Origin of the sequence: Pseudomonas knackmussii B13, assembly GCF_000689415.1 — a bacterium.
Classification (GTDB): Bacteria; Pseudomonadota; Gammaproteobacteria; order Pseudomonadales; family Pseudomonadaceae; genus Pseudomonas; species Pseudomonas knackmussii.
Genome location: NZ_HG322950.1, coordinates 6,103,497 through 6,119,867 on the forward strand (window position 1 = coordinate 6,103,497; position 16,371 = coordinate 6,119,867).

Sequence of the window (16,371 nt, forward strand, 5' to 3'; positions counted from 1 at the left end):
CTCGGCAGGATGGAAAGGAGCCACGCTCGATAGCGTGGCTCTTCCTTTTATATATCCGGTGATAGAGAGAGCCAATTTTTTCGATGCCTTAAATCAATGAGGCATTCGGGCTCTCAATCGATACTCTTGCCCACGTCGAATTTCCAAACCCGATTCGATCCACTCACTTTACGAGGAATGCCGAATGAACCTGATCAACACCCAAGTCCAACCGTTCAAGGTCAATGCCTTCCACAACGGCAAGTTCATCGAAGTCACCGAGCAGTCCCTGAAGGGCAAGTGGTCGGTCCTGATCTTCATGCCGGCAGCCTTCACCTTCAACTGCCCGACCGAGATCGAAGACGCCGCCAACAACTACGCTGCGTTCCGTGACGCCAACACCGAGGTGTACATCGTCACCACCGACACCCACTTCTCGCACAAGGTCTGGCACGAAACCTCGCCGGCCGTTGGCAAGGCCCAGTTCCCGCTGATCGGCGATCCGACCCACCAGCTGACCAACGCTTTCGGCGTGCACATCCCGGAAGAAGGCCTGGCCCTGCGCGGCACCTTCGTGATCAACCCGGAAGGCGTGATCAAGACCGTCGAAATCCACAGCAACGAGATCGCTCGTGACGTCGGCGAGACCCTGCGCAAGCTGAAAGCCGCCCAGTACACCGCCGCTCACCCGGGCGAAGTCTGCCCGGCCAAGTGGAAAGAAGGCGAGAAGACCCTGGCTCCGTCGCTGGACCTCGTCGGCAAGATCTAAGCCCTTCGCGCAGCGTTCGCGCTGCGTCGATCGAGCGCCGGCACTCGTCGGCGCCCGATCCGCACCACGCAATACCCCGGGGGCGCCTACCTGCGCCCTTCCTACCCAGCCACAAGCGTGCCGTAGGGCGAGCATTCAGCTTGCCGGGGCCCCCTTTTGCTCGAAATTCGCAGGAGATGAATCATGTTGGACGCCAATCTGAAGACCCAGTTGAAGGCCTACCTGGAAAAGGTCACCCAGCCGTTCGAGATCGTCGCGTCCCTCGATGACAGCGACAAATCCCGCGAGCTGAGCGAACTGCTGCACGACATCGTCGGCCTGACCGACAAGATCACCCTGCGCGAAGACGGCAAAGACGCCCGCGTCCCGTCCTTCTCGCTGAACCGCCCGGGGGCGAACATCGGCCTGGCCTTCGCCGGCATCCCCATGGGCCACGAATTCACCTCCCTGGTCCTGGCCCTGCTGCAGGTCGGCGGCCACCCGTCCAAGCTCGAGGCCGAGGTCATCGAGCAGGTGAAGGGCATCCAGGGCAAATTCGAATTCGAAACCTACTTCTCGCTGTCCTGCCAGAACTGCCCGGACGTGGTCCAGGCGCTGAACCTGATGGCCGTGCTCAACCCGAACATCCGCCACGTCGCCATCGACGGCGCGCTGTTCCAGGAAGAAGTCGAGCGCCGCCAGATCATGTCGGTGCCGAGCATCTACCTGAACGGCGAAGTCTTCGGCGCGGGCCGCATGGGCGTGGAGGAAATCCTCGCCAAGATCGACACCGGCGCCGCCGCTCGCGAAGCTGAGAAGCTGTCGGCCAAGGACGCCTTCGACGTGCTGGTGGTGGGCGGTGGCCCGGCCGGCGCCGCAGCGGCCATCTACGCCGCGCGCAAAGGCATCCGCACTGGCGTTGCCGCCGAGCGCTTCGGCGGCCAGGTGCTGGACACCATGGCCATCGAGAACTTCATCTCGGTGCAGGAAACCGAAGGCCCGAAACTGGCCCGCGCGCTCGAAGAGCACGTGAAGCAGTACGAGGTCGACATCATGAACCTGCAGCGCGCCAGCGCACTGGTTCCGGCCAAGAATGCCGGCGAGCTGCACGAAGTGAAGTTCGAGGGCGGCGGCAGCCTCAAGGCCAAGACCCTGATCCTCGCCACCGGCGCCCGCTGGCGCGAAATGGGCGTGCCCGGCGAGCAGGAATACAAGGCCAAGGGCGTGTGCTTCTGCCCGCACTGCGACGGCCCGCTGTTCAAGGGCAAGCGCGTGGCGGTGATCGGTGGCGGTAACTCCGGCGTCGAAGCGGCCATCGACCTGGCCGGCATCGTGTCCCACGTGACCCTGCTGGAGTTCGACAGCAAGCTGCGCGCCGACGCCGTGCTGCAGCGCAAGCTGTACAGCATGCCCAACGTCGAGGTGATCACCAGCGCGCTGACCAGCGAAGTGAAAGGCGACGGCCAGAAGGTCACCGGCCTGGTCTACAAGGACCGCAACACGGATGAGTTCAAGTCCGTGGAGCTGGAAGGCATCTTCGTGCAGATCGGCCTGCTGCCGAACAGCGAATGGCTCAAGGGCAGCATCGAGCTGACTCCGCGCGGCGAAATCATCGTCGACCAGCGCGGCGAAACCTCGCTGCCGGGCATCTTCGCCGCCGGCGACGTGACCACGGTGCCGTACAAGCAGATCGTGATCGCGGTCGGTGAAGGCGCGAAAGCCTCGCTGTCGGCCTTCGACCACCTGATCCGCAGCTCGGCGCCGGCCTGATAGCCACCCGCCCCTGAAAACGCCCGGCATGTGCCGGGCGTTTTTGTTTTCGGGGGTTGGCATTCGTGCCGTGCGGTTCGCGAGCAAGCTCGCTCCTACGAGAAGCAGAAAGGCGTGGCAGGCGTTCAGAGAATCGGCGCCGCCAGCCGCGCCACGCGCATGCCCAGCTGCTGCAGCCGGCCGCTGCGCTCCAGGCCCATCTCCACCGAGTCCTCGAAGTCCGCCAGAAGCATGCTTTCCACTTCGCTGGCGAAACCTTCGTCGACGGTGACCAGGGTCGCCTCGAAGTTCAGGCGGAACGAGCGGTTGTCCAGGTTGGCGCTGCCCACGCTGGCGAAGTCGCGGTCGACCAGCATCACCTTCTGGTGCAGGAAGCCCGGCTGGTAGCGGAATACCCGCACGCCGGCACGGACCGCGTCCTGGGCGTAGAGGCTGGACACTGCGTACACCGTGCGGTGGTCGGGGCGCGAGGGCAGCAGGATGCGCACGTCCACCCCGCGCAGCACCGCCAGGCGCAGGGCTGCAGCGACTGCCTCGTCGGGGATGAAGTACGGCGTGGTTATCCACACCCTTTCGCTGGCCGCGTGGATCGCTTCGACGAAGAACAGCGAGCAGGTTTCCTGCTTGTCCGCCGGGCCGCTGGGGACCACCTGGCAGAGCATGCCGTCGCTGTCGAACGCGTCCGGCACCAGCAGCGTCGGCAAGGCGCGGGCGGCCCAGAACCAGTCCTCGGCGAAGGATTCCTGCAGGCAGGCTACGGCCGGGCCCCGCAGCGCCACGTGGGTGTCGCGCCAGGGCGACAGCGGCGGCTTCTCGCCGAGGTATTCGACGCCGACGTTGAGCCCGCCGAGGAAGCCGGTTGCGCCGTCGACCACCACGATCTTGCGGTGGTTGCGGAAATTCAGCTGGAAGCGGTTGATCGCCCCGCTGCCGGTGCTGAAAGCCTGCACTTGAACGCCGCCGGCACGCAGCTGCTCGACGTAGCGCCCCGGCAACGCGTGGCTGCCGATCGCGTCGTAGAGCACGAAGACCTCCACACCATTCGCCGCGCGTTCGAGCAGCAGCTGGGCGAGGCGCTGGCCGAGGGCGTCGTCGCGGAGGATGAAGAACTGCACCAGGACCACCTTCCGCGCCTGGCCGATGGCCTCGAACATGGCATCGAAGGCGGCCTTGCCGTTGATCAGCAGGCGCACCCGGTTGTTCGCCAGGGTCGGCATGCGCGCCAGCGCGGACATCGCCTTGAGCGCCTTGTAGCGGCTGGACTGGCGCGCTGCCAGGGCCTCGTCGACCCAGGGCCGCCAGTCCAGCTCGGCGGCCACGCGGTGCATCTCCTGGTCGGCCTGGCGGCGTGCCTCGATATAGGCGTCGAAGCGCCGGAGACCGAACACCAGGTAGGGCAGCAGCGTCAGCAGCGGCATGAACGCCAGAGAAGTGGCCCAGGCGATGGCGCCCTGCGCGGTGCGCACGGTGAGCACGGCATGCACCGCGGCGACGATGCCGAGCAGCTGGATCAGCACCAGCAAGTGGGCGATGTAGGTGGAGTAGGACATGCGCGCGAGCGTTTCCCTGCGGGCGGCGATGGACCTGAGCTTAGCTGCCGGCGGGCGGCTGCGGCCACTGCGGCGGTGCGCCGCGCCATTCTTCCCAGGCCCGGCCCAGGCGCAGCACCTCGATATCGGCGAAGCGCGGACCGACGATCTGCAGGCCGATGGGCATGCCGGCGGCGGTGAAGCCGCAGTTGATCGACAGCGCCGGCTGCTCGGACATGTTCCACGGCACGGTGAAGCCGATGTGCTCGAACGGCCGCGCCGGATCGTTGGTCGGAGCGGCGAATTCGGCGGGGAAGGAAGCGATCTGGTTGGTCGGGCTGAGCAGGAAGTCGATACCCTGGAACTGCGCGGCGGCGCGCTTGCGCATCTCGAAGGTGCGGTTGAAGCCGCGCACCGCGTCGACGCCGCTCACCTGCGCACCCGCCTCGGCCCATTGGAAGATGTACGGCAACACCCGCTCGCGGCGCTCGGCCGGCAGGTTCTCAAGCTCCGCCCAGAGACGCGCGCGCCAGAACTTGTCGAGCCCGTCGAGCAGCTCGCTATCGAGGATGGGCGTGACCTCGACGATTTCCGCACCCGCCTCGGCGAAGCGCTGCGCCGCCGCGCACACCGCGTCGCGCACTTCGGCTTCCGGGCGCAGGCCGCAGCCGGCATCGAGCTGCAGGCCGATGCGCAAGCCGCGCACATCCGCCGCCTGCAGGGCCCAGTCGAGTTCGGCGGGCGGCAGGCTGGTGGCGTCGCGCCAATCCGCGCGAGCGAGGTGCTTCATCATCAGCGCCGCGTCGTCCAGGGCCCGCGTCATGGGCCCGGCGCAGCGCCCGGTGTAGTACGGGTCGATGGGGATACGCCCGAGGCTCGGCTTGAACCCGGCCAGCCCGCACCAGCCGGCCGGCAGGCGCACCGAGCCACCGATGTCTGTGCCGACGTGCACCGAGGCTCGGCTTGAACCCGGCCAGCCCGCACCAGCCGGCCGGCAGGCGGGCCCACCGAGCCACCGATGTCTGTGCCGACGTGCAGCGGGCCGTAACCGGCAGCGGCAGCCGCGGCGGCTCCGGCGCTGGAGCCGCCGGGGTTCATGCGCAGGTCCCAGGGGTTGCGGGTCAGCTTGTGGAAGCTAGACAGCCCGGAAGACAACATGCCGAAGTCCGGCACCGTGGTCTTGGCCAGCAGGATCGCCCCGGCCTCGCGCAGCCGCGCGGTGGGCGGTGCATCCTCGGTGGCAGGCAGCAGCGGTACGGCGGCGCTGCCCTGGGGAATGGGGTCGCCACGGCTGGCGATCAGTTCCTTGATGGTCACCGGCACGCCGTCCAGCTCACCGCAGGGCTCGCCCTTCAGCCAGCGCGCCTCGGACGCCCGCGCCTCTTTCATCGCCCGCTCGGGCGCGAATGCATAGAGCGCACACAGGTGCGGCTCCCAGCGTTGGATGTGCGCGAGCAGGTGATCGAGGTATTCGACGGGCGAAAGCTGGCGCGAACGGTACAGGGCCAGCAGCTGGATGGCGGTGAGGTCATGCAGCGCGGTCATGGCGGACTCCGTGAAGGGGTATCCGACAAGCGTAGGATGGGCGGAGCGAAGCGATACCCATGCTGCAAACATGTTTTGCATGACTGCGCATTGGGGCGAAACCGGCTCTTGTACGTTGTTTTCTGGGTCCCCGCGTTCGCGGGGATGACGTCGGGGAAAGCGCCCCCCAATACCGTCACTCCCGCGAACGCGGGAGCCCAATAGACGGTTGCTCCTACCAGCAGATCCGTTGCAACGGTGCGATCAGGGACGCGGCACCAGCGCCGGCAGCAACTGCCGGGAGATCGCCTCGCGCACGGCGGGCAGCAGGGTCGCGTGGCCGCCGAGCATTTCTTCCACCAGCCGGCGCAGGGCCATGGAGCGCTCCGGGGTCAGGGCGCGCACCGCGTATTCGCAGGCCTGCTCGGCGGTGACGTCCGGCGGCACGGCGAAGCCCAGTGCCTGCAAGCGTTCGCGGAAATCGTCCTGGTCGATCAGGTCGGCGTGCATCATCGCGGGGTCCTCCGGGAGATTGGGCTCTCCCGGATTCTCGGAACAGCCTCGGCCGGGCGCAAGCACCCGGCCGTTGGTGTGTCCCTGACAGACAAGAGCAGGTCGTTTTCCGACCCGCTGGCGGCCCGGCACATGCTCGCCGCGCCGGGTGCGTTAAGAATCACATAACGCAGCGAGCCTATGGTCGTTGCCTGTCCGCGGTGGATACGCACAGGTCGCTTTCGGCAAACCCGGCAAACGCAAAGCAGCCACACTGGAGCCATACCACTGCGGTCACACCGAAGTAGGTGCTTGTCACACTGAGAGCCCATACCGGCTCGCTTTCTCCCCCGTTGCGCGTCGGGCGCAGCGGGGGATTTTTTTTCCGGGGCAATTGCGAATACGGGTAGACCTGCCCGCAGGAGCGAACCTGCTCACGAACCTGGCCGCACCCGATCTTCGATAACGTCTTCCCCGCGAGCGCGGGACGCGGCTCCATCGCGCACAGCGCTTGCGCAGGCGCTAAGGGGAATAAGTTGCTCTTTCAGGGTGACGCCGTGCCTTGAGGTTCGCGAGCAAGCTCGCTCCTACAAAAGCCGTTTGGCCAAGGCTTCGAAGAGGGCTTCGTAGAGACGGTCCACCTCGGGCAACTGCCGCGCGCGCAGGCAGCCGTGGACCAGGCCGGCGCCGGGGAAATAATCCACAGGCACGCGCGCTTCCTGCAGGCGCTGTGCATAAAGCTGCCCGTCATCGCGCAGGGGGTCGAACTCGGCGACCGCGATGACGGCCGGCGCCAGGTCGGACAGGTCGTGGGCGCGCAGAGGCAACGCCAAAGGGCAATGGCGCAGGGAATCGACCGGCAGGTAAGCGTCGAGGCAAGCCTGCATATCGGCTGTGGATAACAAAGGCGCGTCGGCGCATTCCGTGCTCGACGCCGTGGGCTGGTCGCCCAGTGCCGGGTAGATCAGCGCTTGCAGGCGCGGTTGCGGTTCGTCGGCATCGCGCAGGGCCAGGCACAGCGCCGCCGCGAGGTTGCCGCCGGCGCTGTCGCCGGCCACGGCCAGGCGGGAGCGGTCGAGGGGGATACCCAGGGCGCCGTCGCGCAGGAAGCGCCAGGCCGCCAGGCTGTCTTCCAGGGCCGCCGGGAAGGGGTGTTCCGGCGCCAGCCGGTAATCCACCGCCAGCACCGCCACCTTCAGGCGCAGGGCCAGTTCCTGGCAGAGGAAGGCGTGGGAATCCAGGCCGCCGAGCATCCAGCCGCCGCCGTGGAGGAACAGCACGGCCGGCCAGCCAACCTCGGGCGCAGCCACTTTCGGTAGATACAGGCGCAGCGGCGGCAGTCCGGTGGGCGCGAGGTCGCGGACCTGCAGCCCCGCCGGCAGCGGCGGCGAGAAGGCCGTCGCCATCCGCGCGTAGGCCTCACGTTGCGCCTGCAGCGACGGATCAGCGCTGGCGAAGGAACGCGTCAGCGCGACGAAGGCCGCCATGCCGGCCGACAGCGGATACATGCTCAGCCCGGCAGGCCGATGGTGCGCCCGACGTAGTCCGGACGCGGCAGGCTGCGGTGCGCCTCGGCCAGCGCCAGCACGCGTTCGAGCACCACGCCCTCGAAGGGCGCCGAGCGTGCGCCGCCTTCCAGGTTCACGTGCAGCAGCATCTGCTCGCTGGCGGCCAGGGCGAGGTCTTCGCCGGCGCGATGCAGGCTGTGGAAAACATGCAGGCGCTTGCGGTCGTGGGCGATCAGCTGGGTGCGTACTTCCACCGCTTCGCCCTGCTTCACCTCGTGCAGGTAGTTGAGGTGGATTTCCAGGGTGAACAGCGAGTCGTGGGTCGCCGCGCGATGCGCCTCGTCCAGGCCCAGGTGGTCCATCAGGGCGTCGGTGGCGTAGCTGAAGATCAACAGGTAGAAGGCGTCGCGCAGGTGGCCGTTGTAGTCGGTCCACTCGGCGAGCACCGGGGTTTCGTAGGTTTTCAGGGCGTGCATGGCTAGGCATCCGGCAGGCGCCCTCCCCATGGGGAGGGCGATGGGGCGAGGTTAGTCGACGAAGGCGAAGCCGTGGCGTGCTTTCGTGTCCTTGATCGCGCCGAGCACGGCCAGCAGGCAATCGTCCCGATAGCGTTCCAGCTCGGCGATGCTGCGGCTGCCCTGCTGTTCGCTGGTGCCTTCGACCACCTTGTCGATCAGCGACTCGGTGAGTTCCGGCGCCGGCAGGTAGGTCCAGGGCAGCTGCAGGGCCGGGCCGAACTGCGCCATGAAGTGGCGCATCCCGGCGTTGCCGCCGGCCAGGGTGTAGGTCAGGAAGGTGCCCATGAACGACCAGCGCAGGCCGGCGCCGAAGCGGATGGCGTCGTCGATCTCGCCGGTGCTCGCCACGCCGTCGTTGACCAGGTGCAGAGCCTCGCGCCAGAGCGCTTCGAGCAGGCGGTCGGCGATGAAGCCGGGGACTTCCTTGCGCACGTGCAGCGGGCGCATGCCGAGGCTGCTGTACACCGAGATGGCTGCCTGCACGGCTGCCGGGTCGGTCTTTTCGCCGCCCACCACTTCCACCAGCGGCAGCAGGTAGACCGGGTTGAACGGGTGGCCGACCACGCAGCGTTCGGGGTGGATGGCGTCGGCGTAGAACTCGCTAGGCAGCAGGCCCGAGGTGCTGGAGGCGATGATCGCGTCGGGCTTGGCGGCGGCGCTGATCTTGGCGTGCACGTCGAGCTTCAGGCCCAGGCGCTCGGGGGCGCTTTCCTGGATGAAGTCGGCATTGCGCACGCATTCCTCGATGGTGGCGACGAAGGTCAGGCGGTCCTGCGAGGCCCCGGGCGCGAGGCCTGCCTTCTGCAGCGCCGGCCAGGCGTTGGCGACGCGCTGGCGCAGCACGGCTTCGGCGCCCGGCGCCGGGTCCCAGGCGATGACGTCGAGGCCGTGGGCCAGGGCGCGGGCGATCCAGCCGCTGCCGATGACGCCGCTGCCAAGGGCGGCGAAGGTCTTGATTTCGGTGATGTACGCCATGTTCGATTCCTGCTGTTTTCTGGGCCCCCGCGTGGGGGGGGGTGACGAAGGTGGGACGGGGCGACGTGCGCGGTGTCGATCACAGGAGCGTCGTCCCCGCGCACGCGGGGATCCAAAAACGCCCTTCAGCCACGCGGCTTGAGGTTCATCTTCTTGCGCCCTTCGGCGGGCGTCAGGGCGCGGCCGCCGAGGCGTTCGATGATCTCGATGGCGCGCTCCACCAGTTGGCCGTTGCTGGCGTGTACGCCGCGGTCCAGCCAGATGTTGTCTTCCAGGCCGACGCGCACGTTGCCGCCCAGCAGCATGGCTTGCGCGACCATCGGCATCTGCGAGCGGCCGATGCCGAAGCCGGCCCAGGTGAGGCCGTCGGGAATGTTGTCGGCCATGGCCTTCATGGTGGTGGTGTCGGCCGGCGCGCCCCACGGGATGCCCAGGCAGATCTGGATCAGCGGGTCTTCCAGCAGGCCTTCCTTGAGCATCTGCTTGGCGAACCACAGGTGCCCGGTATCGAAGATTTCCAGCTCGGCCTTCACGCCCAGCTCGGTGATGCGTTTGGCGCCAGCGCGCAGTTGGGCCGGGGTGGAAACGTAGATGAAGTCGCCGTCGCCGAAGTTCAGGGTGCCGCAGTCCAGGGTGCAGATTTCCGGCAGCAGTTCCTCGACGTGCTTGAGGCGCTCCAGCGGGCCGACCAGGTCGGTGCCGGCGCCGAACTCCAGCGGCTGCTCGCCCTTGCCGATCTCCAGGTCCCCGCCCATGCCGGCGGTGAGGTTGATGATGACGTCGGTGTCGCTCTCGCGGATGCGTTCCACCACTTCGCGGTAGAGGTTCACGTCGCGGCTCGGCTTGCCGGTCTTCGGATCGCGCACGTGGCAGTGGGCGACCGTGGCCCCGGCCTTGGCGGCCTCGATGGCGGCGGCGGCGATTTCCTTGGGGGTGACGGGGATCGCCGGGTGCTTGCCGACGGTGTCGCCGGCGCCGGTCACCGCGCAGGTGACGATCACTTCGTAGTTCACGGTTGCAGTCCTTCCTTCAGGCGTACGGAGGCCGTGCGCGGCGGCTGCCGCGCAGCGGGGAGTCGGTGATCAGTTGGCGGCGGTGAGGGCCGCGGGGTCGGCGGGCTTGCCGTCGAAGGTGGTCACGCCGTCGAGCCAGCGCTTGGCGTCCTCGGGGTGATCCTTGAGCCACTGCCGGGCCACGTCCTTCGGGTCCTTGCGTTCCATGATCGGCACCATCAGCTGGCTTTCCTGGGCGGCGCTGAAGGTCAGGTTGGAGAGCAGGCGGCTGACGTTGGGGCAGCGCTGCGCATAGTCCGGCGCGGTGACCACCGAGACGCTGGCGCGGCCTTCGTCGGGGCCGAAGACGTCCTGGCTGCCGGTGAGGTAGTGCATCTTCATGTTGATGTTCATCGGGTGCGGGGTCCAACCGACGAACACCACCCACTCGTTGCGCTGCCCGGCGCGCTTGACCGCGGCGAGCATGCCGGCTTCGCCGGACTCGACCAGCTGGAAGCCCTTCAGGCCGAACTGGTCCTTGTCGATCATGCCCTTGATGTTGGCGTTGGCGCCGGTGCCTGGCTCGATGCCGTAGATCTTGTTGCCGAGCTTGTCGCGGTACTTGGCGATGTCGGCGAAGGTCTTCAGGCCGCCGTCATATACATAGTCGGGCACCGCCAGGGTGGCCTGGGCGTCGGCCAGGCTGGGTTTCTCCAGCACGGTGACCTGCTTGGCCTGGAGGAAGGGCGCGATGTTCTTGTCCATCGCCGGCTTCCAGTAGCCGAGGAAGATGTCCAGGCGGTTGTCGCGGATGCCGGAGAAGATGATCTGCTGCACCGCGTTGGTCTGCTTGACCCGGTAGCCCAGGCTTTCGAGCAGCACATCGCCCATGGCACTGGTGGCGACCACGTCGGTCCAGGCGACCACGCCCATCCGCACGTCCTGACAGGACGCCTGTTCGGCGGCCCACGGCGACTGGCTGGCGAGTACAGCAGCGGCGCAGCCTACCGCTTTGATCATTCGCTTCATGACTTCTCCCTCAAGGCCTTTGCGGCAATGGTTATCGTTGTTGTGTCATGCGGCCCCGCCCGGCGGTGGCTGGAGTCAAAACTACGCAGTGCCTGCGGCGAAAAATCGCACACCGGCGACCACCTCTTGCACAGCAGCGACCTCCCCGATTGCCAGCGCCCAATAAATGCTCCATACCGGTTGATCACCGCCCGAATCGCCCGGATGACGCCGTGTCCAATGACTTCTGGTTTCTCCTGCTGCCCGGATTTTCCGTGATGGGTTTCGTCTCCGCCGTGGAGCCGTTGCGCGTGGCCAACCGCTTTCGCGGCGAGCTGTACCGCTGGCACCTGTGCAGCGTCGACGGCGGCCCGGTGCTGGCCAGCAACGGCATGTCGATGAACGCCGACAGCGGCCTGGAGACGCTGCGGCGCGGCGATACGCTGTTCGTGGTCGCCGGCTTCGATCCGTTGGGCACCTGCAACCCGGCGCTGGTGCACTGGCTGCGCTGGCTGGATCGCGAGGGCGTGACCCTCGGTGGCATCGACACCGGCAGCTTCGTCCTCGCCGAGGCCGGGCTGCTCGAAGGCCGGCGCTGCACCCTGCACTGGGAGGCGCTGGACGCTTTCCGCGAGAGTTATCCACAACTGGAGGCAACCCAGGAGCTGTTCGAGATCGACGGCCCGCGCATCACCAGCGCCGGCGGCACCGCGTCCATCGACCTGATGCTCGACCTGATCGCCCGCGCCCACGGCCCGGAGCTGGCGGTGCAGGTCTCCGAGCAGTTCGTCGTCGGGCGCATCCGCACCCGGCAGGACCACCAGCGCCTGCAGTTGGCTAGCCGCTACGGGGTAACCAACAAGAAGCTGATCCAGGTGCTCGGCAAGATGGAGCGGCACACCGAACCACCGCTCTCGACCCTGGAGCTGGCCGAGCACATCCAGGTCACCCGCCGCCAGCTGGAGCGCTTGTTCCGCCTGCACCTGCACGACACGCCATCGAACTTCTACCTCGGCCTGCGCCTGGACAAGGCGCGCCAGCTGCTGCGGCAGACCGACATGAGCGTGCTGGAAGTGGGCCTGGCCTGCGGCTTCGAGTCGCCGTCGTACCTGTCGCGCAGCTACCGGGCGAAGTTCGGTGTGTGCCCGAGCCATGACCGGGCGGCGTTGCCGAGGGTGGCGACCTGATCCGTATCCCCTGTAGGAGCGCGCCATGCGCGCGATTCGCGGCCATGGGCCGCTCCTACACGGTGGAATGAAGCGATTGGCAAGATCCGTGGGGTCTTCGTCATTTATCCATAACCCGGCCAGGCGCAGCATTACAGCAACTGCAACGCCACTCTCCGAGGAAAACAGCCATGAGCGAACAACGTCCCCCGCTTCCGCCCTTCACCCGTGAAACCGCCATCCAGAAGGTCCGCGCCGCCGAGGACGGCTGGAACAGCCGCGATCCGCAGCGCGTGTCCCTGGCCTACAGCCCGGACAGCCAGTGGCGCAACCGTTCGACCTTCCTCCGCGGCCGCCCGCAGATCGTCGAGTTCCTCGCTGCCAAGTGGCGCCGCGAGCAGGAATACCGGCTGATCAAGGAGCTCTGGGCGTTCACCGACAACCGCATCGCCGTGCGCTTCGCCTACGAGTGGCGCGACGACTCGGGCAACTGGTTCCGCTCCTACGGCAACGAGAACTGGGCCTTCGACGAGAACGGCCTGATGTTCGAGCGGCACGCATCGATCAACGACCTGCCGATCAGCGAGGGCGAGCGGCTGTTCCGCTGGCCGCTGGGACGGCGGCCGGATGAGCATCCGTCCCTCAGCGACCTGGGGCTGTGACGGTTTCTGGGTTATTCCCCGTCAGGCCATCGCAAGCGCTGGCCCGAAGGGGAATAACCCAGTGAATAACGCCGTTACGCGGGCACCGCCGCGCTCGCTACCGGCGCGAAACGCTCCGCCAGGATCATCGCCGCCGCCTTCTCGCCGATCATGATGCAGGGCGCGTTGGTGTTGCCGCTGACCAGGGTCGGCATGATCGAGGCATCGACCACGCGCAGGCCCTTCAGGCCGTGGACGCGCAGCTGCGGATCGACCACCGCCATCGGGTCGTGGCCCATCTTGCAGGTGCCCACCGGGTGGAACACGGTGGCGGCATGGTCGCGCAGGTGTTCGAGCAGTTGCTCGTCGCTCTGCACCTGCGGGCCGGGCAGCATCTCGGCGCCGCGGATGGCATCGAACTCGGGCTGGGCGAGGATCTTGCGCGCCAGCTTCACGCCTTCCACCAGCACCCGGCCATCGGCCTCGTCGGCGAGGAAGTTGTAGTCGATCTCGATGTCGCCGCCGGGCTTCACGCGCAGTTCACCGATGCTTTTCGGGCGCAGCACGCAGGTGTGGATGGCGTAGCCGTGGCCCCACTCGAACAGCCGGCCGCGATGGCTGCGGTAGCCGGGCACGAAGTGGAATTGCACGTCGGCCAGGCCGTCCGCCAGCGAGGTGCGGGCGAAGCCGCCGGCCTCGACGTAGTTGGTGGTCAGCCAACCCTTCCTGCGCAGCAGGTACTTGAACGGCGAGAGCAGCACCTGGCCCAGCGAACCGAGGGAGAAGCCCAGGCTCAGCGGGCTCGGCGAGCGCACCGTGACCAGGCCGTCGAGGTGGTCCTGGAGGTTCTTGCCGACGCCCGGCAGGTGGTGCCGCGCCTCGATGCCGGCGGCCTGCAGCTCGTCGCGCGGGCCGATACCGGAGGCCAGGAGAATCTGCGGCGAACCCAGCGAGCCGGCGCTCAGCAGCACTTCGCGGCTGGCCAGCAGGCGTTCGCCGCTGCGCAGCTCAAGGCCGGTGACGCGCGCGCCGTCGAGCAGCAGGCGATGCACCTGGCAGTCGGTCAGCACGGTGAGATTCGGGCGCTGCAGCGGTGCGACGAAGGCGCGATAGCTGCTCAGCCGCTTCGCGTCTTTCTGAGTCACGTTGTAGATGCCGGCGCCTTCGAGCTCGCGGCCGTTGAAGTCGTCGTTGTGGCGCAGGCCGATGCGCTGCGCGGCCTTCACGAACAGGTGCGACAGCGGGTTGGGGTCGCGCGGGCGGTCGACCCAGAGCTCGCCCTGGGTGCCGTGCAGCGCCAGGTCCTGGCCGAGGCGATTGCCTTCTGATTTGCGGAAGTACGGCAGCACTTCGCGCCAGCTCCAGCCCTCGCAGCCGAGCTCGGCCCAGCGGTCGTAGTCCGAGGCGTGGCCGCGGATGTAGATCATGCTGTTCATCGAGCTGGAACCGCCGAGGGCCTTGCCGCGTGGGCAGTGCAGCGCGCGGTCGTTCAGGCGCTTCTGCGGCGCGGAGAAGAAGTTCCAGCTGTATGTGCGGCTCTTGTACAGGGTGATGGTGCCGGCCGGGGTCTGGATGCGCGGGCTGGCGTCGCTGCCGCCGGCCTCCAGCAGGCAGACGCGCACCGAGGGGTCGGCGCTCAGGCGGTTGGCCAGCACGCAGCCGGAGGAACCGGCGCCGACGATGAGGTAGTCGTAGGCGTTGGGATCGTGGGGCATGAGGGTCTCCTTGTTGCCCGAGGGCCATTCGCTGGGCCCCCGCGTTCGGGGGGGAGACGATGCAGAGCACGTGCCGACATTCACCGGCTCTTCACGTCATCCCCGCGAACGCGAAAACCTAATCAGTGCGCCTCTTCCAGGTCGTCGTGCAGCAGCCCGAGAATCTCGCGCTTCATGTCGATGAACTGGCGGTCCATGACCATGTCCAGCGAGCGCGGGCGCTCGATCGGCACATCGAGGATGCGCTTGATGCGGCCTGGGCGGGCACCCATGACGTAGACGCGGTCGCCCAGCAGGATGGCCTCGTCGATGTCGTGGGTGACGAACACCACGGTCTTCTTGCTGTGGTCCCAGACGCGCAGCAGCAGCTTCTGCATCTGCATGCGGGTCTGGCTGTCGAGGGCGCCGAAGGGTTCGTCCATCAGCAGGATCTGCGGGTCGTTGGCCAGCGCGCGGGCGATGGCCACGCGCTGCATCATGCCGCCGGAGAGCTGCTTGGGATAATTGCCGGCGAAGTTCGCCAGGCCCACTTCGTTGAGGTAGTAGTCGACGATTTCCTTGCGCTCGGAGGCCGGCATGCCGCGGCGCTTGAGGCCGAACTCGATGTTCTCGCGCACGGTGAGCCAGGGGAACAGGGTGTAGCTCTGGAACACCATGCCGCGGTCCGGGCCCGGGCCCTCGACGCGCTTGCCGCCGACGTAGATGTCGCCGTCGGTGGGCTCGGAGAGTCCGGCGGTGAGGTACAGCAGGCTCGACTTGCCGCAGCCGGAGGGGCCGACGATGACCGCGAACTGCTGGTCCGGCACTTCGAAGGAAACCTTGTCCAGCGCGGCGAAGGTGCCGCCGTCCGGGGTGCGGTAGCGCAGGCTGACCTGCTCCACGCGCAGCCGGGGTTGCTGCGCGCCCTGTGCGGCGGGAGCCGCGTCGTTGCGATGCATAGCGGTTACTGCGCCCATGAGGCCACCTTCAGACGGATGATGCGGAACAGTTGGTCGGTGATCAGCCCGAGCAGGCCGATGATGGCGATGGCGAGGAAGATCACGTCCACCTGGAAGCCACGCATGGCCTTCAGGCTGATGTAGCCCAGGCCGCTGCTGGCGGCGACCAGCTCGGCCACCACCAGGTAGGTCCAGGCCCAGCCCATGGTGACGCGCAGGGTGTCGAGCACGCCGGGCAGCGAAGCCGGGCCGAGCACGTGCATGACCACGTCGCGGCGGTTGCAACCGAGGGTGTAGGAGGCGTTGACCAGGTCCTTGGAGACCCCGCGGGAGACGTCGGAGATCATCACCAGCTGCTGGAAGAAGGTGCCGAAGATGATCACCGCGACGCGCTGCTCGATGCCGATGCCGATCCACAGGATGAACAGCGGCACGAAGGAGGTCACCGGCAGGTAGCGGATGAAGTTCACCAGGGGTTCGAGGAACGCCTGGACGATGCGGAAGCTGCCCATCAGCAGGCCCAGCGGCACGGCGACCACCGAGGACACCAGGAAGCCGATCATCACCACTTCGACGCTGGCCAGCACATGGGTGCCGAGGGTGCCGTCGCCGGCCAGGCGGAATGCGGCCTCGACCACCGCGCCGGGGCTGGGCAGGAACATCGAGGGCACCAGGCCACCGTAGGAGAACAGGGCCCAGAGGCCGAGCACCAGGAGCCAGCAGACGGCGCTGGCGGACCACACCAGGCGCACCGGCAGCTCGACCTTGGGGGTCAGGCAGCGGCTGAGCCAGGATTGCGCGGGACGAGACATCGATTACCTCCATGCGGCCGGCCGGGGGCCTCCGCCAGGATCAGGGGTGGAAAAAT

Annotated in this window: 14 protein-coding genes and 1 pseudogene; 4 read left to right on the forward strand and 11 right to left on the reverse strand. The window is 67.5% G+C overall.

What is annotated here, in order from left to right; translation table 11 throughout:
- Positions 1-184 precede the first annotated feature (184 nt).
- Positions 185-748: an alkyl hydroperoxide reductase subunit C gene (ahpC, locus tag PKB_RS28390; protein ID WP_043256654.1), complete on the forward strand. Its 564-nt coding sequence runs from the start codon at positions 185-187 to the stop codon at positions 746-748.
- A gap of 183 nt (positions 749-931) precedes the next feature.
- Positions 932-2,497 carry an alkyl hydroperoxide reductase subunit F gene (gene ahpF, locus PKB_RS28395; RefSeq protein WP_043256656.1) on the forward strand — a complete coding sequence of 522 codons (1,566 nt, stop codon included), beginning with the start codon at positions 932-934 and terminating at the stop codon, positions 2,495-2,497.
- A gap of 125 nt (positions 2,498-2,622) precedes the next feature.
- On the opposite strand, the gene cls is transcribed toward ahpF, so the two are convergent.
- The 8 genes and pseudogenes from cls to choX form a co-directional block, all read right to left on the reverse strand.
- A complete protein-coding gene (gene cls, locus PKB_RS28400) occupies positions 2,623-4,047 on the reverse strand; it encodes a cardiolipin synthase (protein WP_043256658.1) in 1,425 nt (474 codons plus the stop codon).
- Between the two features lie 40 nt (positions 4,048-4,087).
- Positions 4,088-5,571 (reverse strand): annotated as a pseudogene (locus PKB_RS28405) (amidase).
- 243 nt (positions 5,572-5,814) lie between these two features.
- The gene (locus PKB_RS28410; protein ID WP_043256659.1) at positions 5,815-6,063 is read right to left on the reverse strand and encodes a hypothetical protein; all 249 of its coding nucleotides are present in this window, start codon (positions 6,061-6,063) and stop codon (positions 5,815-5,817) included.
- A 566-nt stretch (positions 6,064-6,629) separates the two neighbouring features.
- The gene (locus PKB_RS28415) at positions 6,630-7,550 is read right to left on the reverse strand and encodes an alpha/beta hydrolase (RefSeq protein ID WP_242411203.1); all 921 of its coding nucleotides are present in this window, start codon (positions 7,548-7,550) and stop codon (positions 6,630-6,632) included.
- Positions 7,551-7,552: 2 nt separating this feature from the next.
- On the reverse strand, positions 7,553-8,026 hold the full coding sequence (locus tag PKB_RS28420; RefSeq protein WP_043256661.1) for a thioesterase family protein: 474 nt from the start codon (positions 8,024-8,026) through the stop codon (positions 7,553-7,555).
- 51 nt (positions 8,027-8,077) lie between these two features.
- Positions 8,078-9,043 carry an L-carnitine dehydrogenase gene (locus PKB_RS28425; RefSeq protein WP_043256663.1) on the reverse strand — a complete coding sequence of 322 codons (966 nt, stop codon included), beginning with the start codon at positions 9,041-9,043 and terminating at the stop codon, positions 8,078-8,080.
- Between the two features lie 125 nt (positions 9,044-9,168).
- Entirely contained in the window at positions 9,169-10,056 is an 888-nt protein-coding gene (gene cdhC, locus PKB_RS28430; RefSeq protein WP_043256665.1) for a 3-dehydrocarnitine:acetyl-CoA trimethylamine transferase CdhC, read from the reverse strand.
- Between the two features lie 69 nt (positions 10,057-10,125).
- On the reverse strand, positions 10,126-11,064 hold the full coding sequence (choX, locus tag PKB_RS28435) for a choline ABC transporter substrate-binding protein (RefSeq protein WP_043256667.1): 939 nt from the start codon (positions 11,062-11,064) through the stop codon (positions 10,126-10,128).
- Positions 11,065-11,276: 212 nt separating this feature from the next.
- Here choX and PKB_RS28440 point away from each other — a divergent pair, with 212 nt between their 5' ends.
- Together PKB_RS28440 and PKB_RS28445 are read left to right on the forward strand one after the other, a co-directional pair.
- Entirely contained in the window at positions 11,277-12,230 is a 954-nt protein-coding gene (locus PKB_RS28440; RefSeq protein ID WP_043256669.1) for a GlxA family transcriptional regulator, read from the forward strand.
- A 170-nt stretch (positions 12,231-12,400) separates the two neighbouring features.
- Positions 12,401-12,871 (forward strand): nuclear transport factor 2 family protein, encoded by a 471-nt coding sequence (locus PKB_RS28445; protein ID WP_043256670.1) that lies wholly within the window; start codon positions 12,401-12,403, stop codon positions 12,869-12,871.
- Positions 12,872-12,945: 74 nt separating this feature from the next.
- On the opposite strand, the gene PKB_RS28450 is transcribed toward PKB_RS28445, so the two are convergent.
- The 3 genes from PKB_RS28450 to PKB_RS28460 form a co-directional block, all read right to left on the reverse strand.
- Positions 12,946-14,565 (reverse strand): GMC family oxidoreductase, encoded by a 1,620-nt coding sequence (locus PKB_RS28450; protein ID WP_043256672.1) that lies wholly within the window; start codon positions 14,563-14,565, stop codon positions 12,946-12,948.
- Between the two features lie 122 nt (positions 14,566-14,687).
- Positions 14,688-15,521, reverse strand: a complete 834-nt coding sequence (locus tag PKB_RS28455) for an ABC transporter ATP-binding protein (protein ID WP_043256673.1) — start codon at positions 15,519-15,521, stop codon at positions 14,688-14,690.
- Complete coding sequence (locus PKB_RS28460; RefSeq protein WP_043256675.1) at positions 15,509-16,315, reverse strand: ABC transporter permease; 807 nt, start codon at positions 16,313-16,315, stop codon at positions 15,509-15,511. Before PKB_RS28460 ends, PKB_RS28455 begins: the two co-directional genes overlap by 13 nt.
- Positions 16,316-16,371 lie beyond the last annotated feature (56 nt).